This is a genomic window from Nocardia sp. NPDC001965, from assembly GCF_053594175.1.
Genome location: NZ_JBSFDZ010000045.1, coordinates 26,292 through 35,264, shown reverse-complemented (window position 1 = coordinate 35,264; position 8,973 = coordinate 26,292). Strand labels below are relative to the sequence as shown.

8 protein-coding genes are annotated in these 8,973 nt (G+C 68.1%); 3 read left to right on the top strand and 5 right to left on the bottom strand.

The genetic code is table 11. From position 1 onward, the window contains the following. Positions 1–399: 399 nt before the first annotated feature. Entirely contained in the window at positions 400–1,044 is a 645-nt protein-coding gene (locus ACWCPQ_RS31510) for a LysE family translocator (RefSeq protein ID WP_449905677.1), read from the top strand. Positions 1,045–1,053: 9 nt separating this feature from the next. On the opposite strand, the gene sigJ is transcribed toward ACWCPQ_RS31510, so the two are convergent. Beyond that, the gene (gene sigJ, locus ACWCPQ_RS31505; protein ID WP_449905675.1) at positions 1,054–1,983 is read right to left on the bottom strand and encodes an RNA polymerase sigma factor SigJ; all 930 of its coding nucleotides are present in this window, start codon (positions 1,981–1,983) and stop codon (positions 1,054–1,056) included. Between the two features lie 105 nt (positions 1,984–2,088). Between sigJ and ACWCPQ_RS31500 the strand changes: the two genes are divergently transcribed. After that, positions 2,089–2,664, top strand: a complete 576-nt coding sequence (locus ACWCPQ_RS31500) for a GNAT family N-acetyltransferase (protein ID WP_449905673.1) — start codon at positions 2,089–2,091, stop codon at positions 2,662–2,664. 86 nt (positions 2,665–2,750) lie between these two features. Here the strand turns inward: ACWCPQ_RS31500 and ACWCPQ_RS31495 are convergent, their stop codons facing one another. From ACWCPQ_RS31495 to ACWCPQ_RS31485, 3 genes are all read right to left on the bottom strand, one after another. After that, entirely contained in the window at positions 2,751–3,842 is a 1,092-nt protein-coding gene (locus tag ACWCPQ_RS31495; protein WP_449905671.1) for a 3-deoxy-7-phosphoheptulonate synthase, read from the bottom strand. 255 nt (positions 3,843–4,097) lie between these two features. Continuing rightward, a complete protein-coding gene (locus tag ACWCPQ_RS31490) occupies positions 4,098–4,565 on the bottom strand; it encodes a carboxymuconolactone decarboxylase family protein (RefSeq protein ID WP_449905669.1) in 468 nt (155 codons plus the stop codon). 97 nt (positions 4,566–4,662) lie between these two features. Next, entirely contained in the window at positions 4,663–5,541 is an 879-nt protein-coding gene (locus tag ACWCPQ_RS31485; protein ID WP_449905667.1) for an oxidoreductase, read from the bottom strand. A gap of 192 nt (positions 5,542–5,733) precedes the next feature. On the opposite strand from ACWCPQ_RS31485, the gene ACWCPQ_RS31480 reads away from it, so the two are divergent. Further along, positions 5,734–7,356, top strand: coding sequence for a (2,3-dihydroxybenzoyl)adenylate synthase (locus ACWCPQ_RS31480; RefSeq protein ID WP_449905665.1), 1,623 nt, complete (start codon positions 5,734–5,736; stop codon positions 7,354–7,356). A 54-nt stretch (positions 7,357–7,410) separates the two neighbouring features. Here ACWCPQ_RS31480 and ACWCPQ_RS31475 read toward each other — a convergent pair whose 3' ends face one another. Then, entirely contained in the window at positions 7,411–8,724 is a 1,314-nt protein-coding gene (locus ACWCPQ_RS31475; protein ID WP_449905663.1) for a salicylate synthase, read from the bottom strand. Positions 8,725–8,973: the final 249 nt, after the last annotated feature.

The following is an 8,973-nucleotide window of genomic DNA, read 5'->3' as shown; positions in this document are numbered from 1 at the left end:
TCCGTTCAGGCCTCGAAAGCGCATGAGCCGAAGGCTCGAGTCTCGAGGCCTGAACGGCGAGACTCCGGGGGCCTCAACCCCGCGCGCGCCAGCGCGCCGAAAACACAGCACCTTCACAAACAACCCCACCTCTCTCACCTCCACAAACAACCCCACCCCCTCACCGTCACGAACAGATCCGCCCCGCCCCGCCCCCCGCCCCGGCGAGCACAACCCCTCCTTTTCACAAGCAACCCCACCATTCCCCTCGAGCAACCAGCACGCCCACCCCACCTCCTCCGGAACCCACCGCCCTTCACCTATTCCGCACCACGGCCGAAGTGCCCGACCCCCCATCCCGTCCAGTAGTTGTGAACTGGCCCGCGACAGCACCTACCCGAAATGGCCAGTATGAGATCCATGATCGAAATCGCGGCGGCGGCCGGGGTGGCGGTGGCCGCGCTCGGCCTGGTCCTCACGCCCGGCCCCAATATGATGTACCTGGTTTCCCGCACGATTTCGCAGGGGCGGCGGGCCGGCATGATCTCGCTGACGGGCGTGGCCGCCGGCTTCGGGGTGTACCTGACTGCGGCCGCGACCGGGATCACGGCCGTGTTCACTCTGGTCCCCGCGCTGTATACAACGCTGAAGGTGGCCGGGGCCGGTTATCTGCTGTGGCTGGCCTGGCAGGCGATCCGGCCGGGCGCGGTATCGGTGTTCACCCCCGAACCGCTGCCCCGCGATCCGGCCGGGCGGCTGTTCACCATGGGGCTGGTGACCAATCTGCTGAACCCGAAGATCGCCGTTATGTACCTGGCGCTGATCCCGCAGTTCGTCGCGCCCGGCGCCGGACCGGTATGGGCCCAGAGTCTGTGCCTCGGGGCGGTGCAGATCACGGTCGCGCTCGCGATCAACGCTCTCATCGTGTGCACGGCGGGAACGGTGGCCGGATTCCTCGGCGGACGACCGCTGTGGTTGCGTATCCAGCGATTGTTGATGGGTTCGGTACTGGGGACCATGGCGGCACTGCTGCTCACCGACCGGACCCGCCCGGCTGCCGTCTGAACGGCCCGGTCAGCGCAACCGGATCCCACGCAGTTTCGCCGGATTGGCATGGTCGTAGGTACCCCGGATCACACCGTCCACCACGGTGAATCCCAGGACGCGCGAGGGGAATCCGGGATAATCGTCGTCGCCGGGGCGGGCGTGGACGAGCACCCCGAGCTGCCCGTTGACCCGCACGAATTCCAGATCCTCGGCGACGAAATCGACGCCGGGCCGGTCCAGGCCGTAGCGGTGGATGAGACCGAGGAACAGCCGGGCGACCTTGTCCGGGCCGAAGATCATATTGCGCGCGGTCTGCGTGGTACCACCGGAGTCGCCGATCATCACCGCGTCGGGATGCAGTACCGCCGCCACCGCTCGTGCGTCGCCGGAGCTCAGCGCGACCAGTAATTTCTGGACCGCCGTCTCGTGCTCGCCGTCGGCGGCGACCGGCGGGGTCTGTTCACGAACGACCTTGCGCGCGCGGGCGGCCAGTTGCCGGGCGGCCTCCGGGGTGGTGTCGAGGATTCCGGCGATCTCACCGTAGGGAACCGCCAGGCCTTCGTGCAGTACGAACGCCACGCGCTGTGGCGGGGTGAGCTGATCGAGCACCACCAGCGCGGCCATGCGGAACTCCTGGCGCAGCACCACGGATGCGAGCGGGTCCGGGCCCGGGGCGCCGGTAAGTGGTGTCACGACGGGTTCCGGCAACCACTGGCCGATGTAGCTTTCCCGGCGTACGGCGGCGCTGCGCAAACGGTCCAGGCAGAGCCTGGAGACCACGGTGGTCAGCCACGCGCGCAGATCCTCGATCTCCGACTGCGAGGTCCCGGCCAGGCGCAGCCAGCTCTCCTGCACCGCGTCCTCCGCATCGGCGACACTGCCGGTCAACCGGTAGGCCACCGCCAGCAGATGTCCACGATGGGATTCGAACAGGTCGGCGAGAAGCGCGGCTACCACCGCCGGAATTCTACGGCGGGCAGCGGCCGGGCCGGGCGGCGCCCCGACCGCGCGCAGCCGAGAAATCGGATGCCCGAGACCTGTCCGGGCTGCCACCATCGTCGGGTGGAGGAGCGCATATTGACCGACGGGACCGTCTGGCTGAGCCGGCCGGTGGACTCCGATATCGAGGCGATCGTCGAATGCTGTCAGGACCCGGCGATCGCCGAATGGGTGACGATCCCGGTGCCCTACGGCCGCGGCGACGCGGAGTACTTCGTCCGCACCAGATCGGCCGAGGGCTGGGCGGGTAGCAGCCCCACCTGGGCTGTCCGGCTGGGCGAGCACGGCCGGCTGGTCGGCACCATAGGGCTCGGTGTCCGGCCGCAGGACGAGGGCTCCGCCGAGATCGGCTATTGGATTGCTGCCGACCGCCGCCGGCAGGGACTGATGTCCCGGGCCGTCACACTGGTTTGCGATTTCGGCTTCGCCCCGGACGGGATGGGCCTGACCCGTATCCACTGGCGCGCCTTCGTCGGCAACCACCCGTCCGCCGCCACGGCCCGCAAGCACGGTTTCCGATACGAGGGCCTGGCCCGGCTGGGCAGCGTGCTGCGCGGCAGCCGCCGCGACCATTGGATGGCGGCCCGCCTGAACACCGATCCGCCCGGACCGGCGGACGGATGGCCGGCCGGGATCTGATCCCCGGACTCCGGCTGGTGGTCCACCGGTTTCCGCGCCCGCCCGCGCCGCGAACCCGCGGTCCGGGCGGCGCAGCGGCCGGACGCTCAGCCCTGGCGGCGCCGGGCGACGGCGTCGGCCAGCGTGTTCAGCTGGGCGGCGGTGGTGTCCCAGTCCATGCAGGCGTCGGTGATGGACTGGCCGTAGGTGAGATCGGCCGACCGGCCCAGAGTGAGATCCTGACGCCCTTCGACCAGGAAGCTCTCCAGCATCACGCCGACCACACCCGGTTCGCCGGCGGCCAGCCGCTCGGCGATATCGGCGACGACGACCGGCTGGCGCCGGTGATCCTTGTTGCTGTTGCCGTGGCTGGCGTCGACGACGATGCGCTGCGGCAACTTCGACTTCTCCAGGCGGGCGCACGCATCGGCCACCGAGGCAGCGTCGTAGTTGGTGCCGTTGGACCCGCCACGCAGGATCACATGGCAGTCCTCGTTGCCCGCCGTGCGGATCAGCGCGGAACGACCGTCGAGGTCGGTGCCGGGGAACACATGGCTGGCCGCCGCCGCGCGAACTCCGTCCACGGCGACCTGTACGTCACCGTCGGTGCCGTTCTTGATGCCGACCGGCATGGACAGCGCGCTGCTCAGCTGCCGGTGCACCTGGCTGGCCGCGGTCCGGGCACCGATCGCACCGTAGGAGACCAGATCCGAGATGTACTGCGGGGTGATCGGGTCGAGGAATTCACAGGCCACCGGCAGACCCAGCGCGGTGATGTCGAGCAGCAGCTGGCGGCCGATACCCAGCCCGGTGTTCACATCGAAGCTGCCGTTGAGATGCGGATCGTTGATCAGGCCCTTCCACCCCAGCGTGGTGCGCGGCTTCTCGAAATAGACACGCATGACCAGGTGCAGCCGGTCGGACAGCTCGGCCGACGCGGCGGCCAGGCGGCGGGCGTAGTCGAGAGCGGCGGCGGGGTCGTGGACCGAGCAGGGGCCGACGACCACCATGAGACGGTCGTCGCGCCCGTCGAGGACCGCGACGGTGGACTTGCGACCGGCCCGCACAGTAGCGGCGTGGTCGTCGGTGATGGCGTGGACCCGGCGCACCTCGGCGGGCGAACGTAACGGACTCACACTGAGAGTTCGCTGATCGTCCAGATCGGAATGATGGGCGTCGATATCGACTGCGGTTGTCATCGTGGGTGGTGTCCTTCTCGTTCGGGCCGACCCACGGAAACATCTACCCGTCGAGCCGGTCTTATCCGGCTCGGGGTGAACTGGTCAGCGCGCGTGGTAGCCGCAGACCGACCCGCCCCGGGCCGGCTTGCTAAACCAGAAATACACGCGCTGCACGATTGGTCACGGTACCAGGCGGTTGCCCCGAGATGTCGATCCGGGGCGGAACAGGCCGAAAGAAGTGATACTCAACACAATTCCGCCCCCGGTGCCGCTTCAGAACATGCCGGGCTCGTAATTCCCCGCCGGGGTGTGGGCGAGGGCATTGAGCCGGTTCCAGGCGTTGATGGTGGCGACGGCGACGAGCAGCCCGCCGATCTGGTCGTCGTCGTAGTGCTTGCGCACCCGCTGCCAGGTGTCCTCGCTCACGCCGCCGCCGTCGGCCAGCCGGGTGCCCGCCTCGGTGAGTTCGAGTGCGGCGCGTTCGGCCTCGGTGAACACCGTCGCCTCTCGCCACGCGGCGATCAGGTTTATCCGCACCGAGGTCTCCCCGGCGTGCAGTGCATCCTTGGTGTGCATATCCAGGCACATCGCGCAGCCGTTGATCTGGCTGGCCCGGATCTTCACCAGTTCGTAGGTGGCAGCCGGCAGACCCGAGCTCTCGGCGACCTTACCGGCGGTGGTCAGCCGCTTGACGTAGCTCGCGGTGACCTTGTTCTCGAAGAGATTCACACGGGGTTCCATATCCGGATTCCTTTCGTTCCTGCCTTGTCGAAGAGAAGACGAGGTATCGAACGCAGGTGTGACATCCCGCCGGGACGCACCGGGTACGGGCCGACGCTCAGGCCGAGAAATCGAACTTCACGTCGGTCAGCCGCTCCGAGAGTTCCCATAGTGAACGAGCTGTGAGCTGGTCTTTCGCCCGCTTGGAGCAACCGGAGGGACCCGGGTGGCCGCGCATACCACCCAGTCCGGTGGGCCCGTAGTACGTGCCCGGCTCGACGGTGGCGGTCGCGGCGTAGAGCTCGGGTAGCGCCCCCATCTCCGCGCTCTGCGCGAACACCTTGTTACCGATGCCCATCACCGAGTCGAGCAGGGTCTCGGTATGGGACTGGAGGTCGGTGGCCGCGTAGCCCGGGTGGGCCGCGAGCGAGAGTTTCGCCGATCCGGCGGCGGCGAGCCGACGCTGCAATTCGAAGGCGAAGAGCAGATTCGCCAGCTTCGACTGCCCGTAGGCCGACCAGCGCTTGTAGGGCCGCCGCTCCCAGTTGAGGTCGTCGAGGTCGATGGCCCCCGCCGCATGGGCGCCGCTGGACAGGGTGACGATCCGCTCGCCGATCTTGCCGAGCAGCAGTCCGGTCAGCGCGAAATGGCCGAGGTGATTCGTGCCGATCTGCATTTCGAAACCGTCTGCGGTCCGCCGCAGCGGTACCGCCATCACCCCGGCGTTGTTGATCAGTACGTCCGCGCTGTCCACCCCGGCCGCGAATTCCCGGACCGAGGAAAGATCGGCGAGATCCAGGTGGCGAACCTGGGCCCGCTCGCCGATCTCGTCCGCGACGGCCTGCCCTTTGCCGATGTTCCGGCAGGCCAGGACCACCTGCGCTCCGGCGCCGGCCAGGGCACGTGCGGCGACGGCGCCCAGTCCACTGTTGGCCCCGGTGATGATGACGGTTCGACCCTGCTGATCGGGGATGTCCCCGACGCCCCAACCACTCATGGGGCGAGTCTAATGCGCGGCACGGATGTACACAGGGCACGACGGACCGGGGATCGCACAGTCGATCAGGATCGCCCGCTCACCGCCTGTACCTGCACAGAAAGGACCCGGCCTTTTCAAACGATATAGGTTTGCCTAACCTATTAACGGACCGGAAACGCGCCGCACACGCTTTCGAGTCCCTGTTTTCCTATGAGGCATATCGTGACTTCCACCGCCGCCGGCACCCACCGTGACGGTTATGTTCCCTTCCCCGCGGACCTGGCCGACTCCTATCGTGCCGCCGGCTACTGGACCGGCACCACCCTGGGCGATCTGCTCCGCGACTCCGCTCGCCGCGGCCCGGAGCGCCCGGCCCTGCTCGGCGACCGGCCGCTGACCTACGCCGAACTGGACGCCGAAGCCGATCGGATGGCGTACGGATTCCTGCGGCTGGGCATCACGCCGGGCGATCGGGTGATCGTGCAACTGCTCAATACGCCGGATTTCGCCATCGTGCTGTTCGGCCTGCTGCGCGCCGGCATCATTCCGGTACTCACCCTGCCCGCGCACCGCCGGGCCGAAATCGAGCATCTGGCCCGCCTCTCCGGCGCGGTCGCCTATCTGGTCGCCGACCGCCACGGCGATTTCGACTACCGGCAATTGGCCGCCGCTCTCCGGGAAACCGTCGAACCACTGCGCCACGTCCTGGTATCGGGCGATGCCGGTGAGTTCACCGAGCTGATGTCGATCGCCGCCGACACCGGATCGCTGCCGGCGATCGATCCCGGCGATATCGCGCTCATGCTGGTATCCGGTGGCACCACCGGACTCCCGAAACTCATCGCCCGTACCCACGACGACTACGTCTACAACGCAACCGCCAGCGCCGCCGTCTGCGGACTCGGCGAGCAGGACGTATATCTGGCGACTCTGCCCGCGGCGCACAACTTCCCGCTGGCCTGCCCGGGCATCCTCGGCACAGTGGCGACCGGCGGCGCGCTGACCTTCACCGCCGATCCCAGCCCGGAGAACGCGTTCGCGGCGATCGAACGATACGGAGTCACCGTCACGGCGGTGGTGCCGCCGCTGGCGCAGCTGTGGTCGGCCGCCGTCGAATGGGAGGACGCCGATATCTCCTCGCTGCGACTGCTGCAGGTCGGCGGCGCGAAACTGGCCGAGGTGAACGCGCGCGAGGTGGCGCCCGCATTGAACGTCACCTTGCAGCAGGTGTTCGGGATGGCCGAGGGACTGCTGAATTTCACCCGGCTGGACGACGATCCGGACCTCATCTGCACCACCCAGGGCCGGCCGCTGTGCCCGGCCGACGAGATCCGCGTGGTGGACGAGGAAGGCACCGATGTGACGCCCGGCGCGGAGGGCGAGCTGATCACCCGTGGTCCGTACACGCTGCGCGGGTATTACCGCGCGCCGGAACACAATGCCCGCGCTTTCACCCCGGACGGCTTCTATCGCAGTGGCGATCTGGTCCGGCAACTGCCCAGCGGCCACCTGGTGGTGTCGGGGCGGATCAAGGATGTGATCAATCGCGGCGGTGAGAACGTCTCCTGCGACGAACTGGAGGAACATCTGCTCGCCCATCCGGCGGTCCGGCACGCGGCCGCGGTCGGGCTGCCCGATCCCGGCCTCGGCGAGAAGGTCTGCGCGGTACTGGTCGTGACCGGCGATATGCCGTCCCTGGCCGAGATCAAGGAGTTCCTCACCGGCCGCGGTCTGGCCACCTACAAACTCCCGGACATACTGCGCCGGGCCGACACCCTGCCCCTGACCGCAGTGGGCAAGATCGACAAGAAAGCCCTGCGCGCCGGCGCTTAGACGGACCGGAGACGGGCGCGAACCGCGCCCGTCTCCCCCGGGCATCCGCTCGCCCTATGCCTTCACCACGTAGGGCGCCACACTGCCCAGCTTTTCGCAGGTCTCCTCGAACTCCCGGTCGGGGCGCGACTGCGCGACCACCCCGGCGCCCGCACGCAACCACGCACCTTCGCCGGTCTGGTACACCGCGCGCAGCACCAGCGCGGCCTCCAGCGCGCCGGTCGGCGAAACCATCAGCACCGCACCGGAGTACAACCCTCGCGGACGGTCGTGCCGGAACACCGAATCCACTCCGGACCGCTTGGGGATACCCGACGCGGTCACCGAGGGGAAGATGGCGTCCAGCGCGTCCCAGGCCGTACGGCCGGCGGCGAGGCGGCCGCGCACGGTGGAAGCGAGATGCTGCACACTGCCACGTTCGCGCACCGCCATGAAATCCGATACCGAGGTCGTGCCGGGCTCGGCGACCGTAGCGATCTCGGCGAAACAGGTCTGCACCGAGAGGGCGTGTTCGACGATCTCCTTCGGGTCGGTGACCAGCTCCGCCCGGGCAGCGCTGTCCATCTCGGCACCCAGGCCGAAGGCCCGCGTACCCGCGAGCGGTTCGGTGCTGACCGTCCGGTCGTCGTCCACCGAGAGCACCAGTTCCGGGCTGAACCCGGCCGCCTCCAGACCGCCCAGGTTCAACAGGAACGATCGCGCGGGTGTGTTGTGCGCCCGGCCGAGCCGGTAGGTGGCGGGGATGTCCACCGCGAACGGCAGTTCGACCTTCCGCGACAGGATGACCTTCTGATACCGCCCGGCACCGATCTCCGCGACGGCGTCGGCGACCCGCTCGTGGTAACCGGAGGTATCGACCCGCACGTCCACCGGATAAGGCCGCGGTAGCGCACTGTCCTGTGAACGCGCGACGGTGTCGGCCAGCACGACGGCCTCCTCCGGACCGGCGCCGGTGATCCACACTGCACCGGAGGTATCGATGCGTACCTCCACCCGCGGAACCATGAGATGGACCAGCGGGGTGCCGGGGCGGAGGTACTCGGTGGCGCCCAGCGACCACGCGCAGAATTCGAATCCGATCCAGCCGTAGGCGTTACGACCGGTCATCGGCAGTTCGGCGAGAGCACTGTTCATCACCTGGGCCGGACTGCCGGTCCACTGCCTGGTGGTGGTCTCGGCCGCCCAGGTGATCCGCAGTTCGTCGGCATCGAGTTCGATCGCACCGATCGGGTCCGCGGCGTATACCCATTCGCCACGGCGCTCGTAGACCACGTGATCGCCGAAATGATCCTCGGCGGCCAGGCGTGACATCGCTGCCGCCGGGTCGGTCACATACTCGACACGTAAGCGTTCGTCCGTGGTCGACAACGATCCTCCAAGGCTAACCGGCCCAAAATCAGAAAGTAAGGTTAGCATTACCTCTTACGATTGGGAGGTGTGGAAGTTTCACATCCGGAGCCGTGGAAATCGTCGGAAACGAGCCAAACAACCCCAACCACGCGAGAGCCGTCCATAGTGGTTGCCGAGGAGTAATTTCAACAGCCGACGACGATCGGGCTCTGCCGTAGGAGTCGCGCGGAGCTCGCCCAGACGCGGGGCCGATCGCCCCCATCCGAG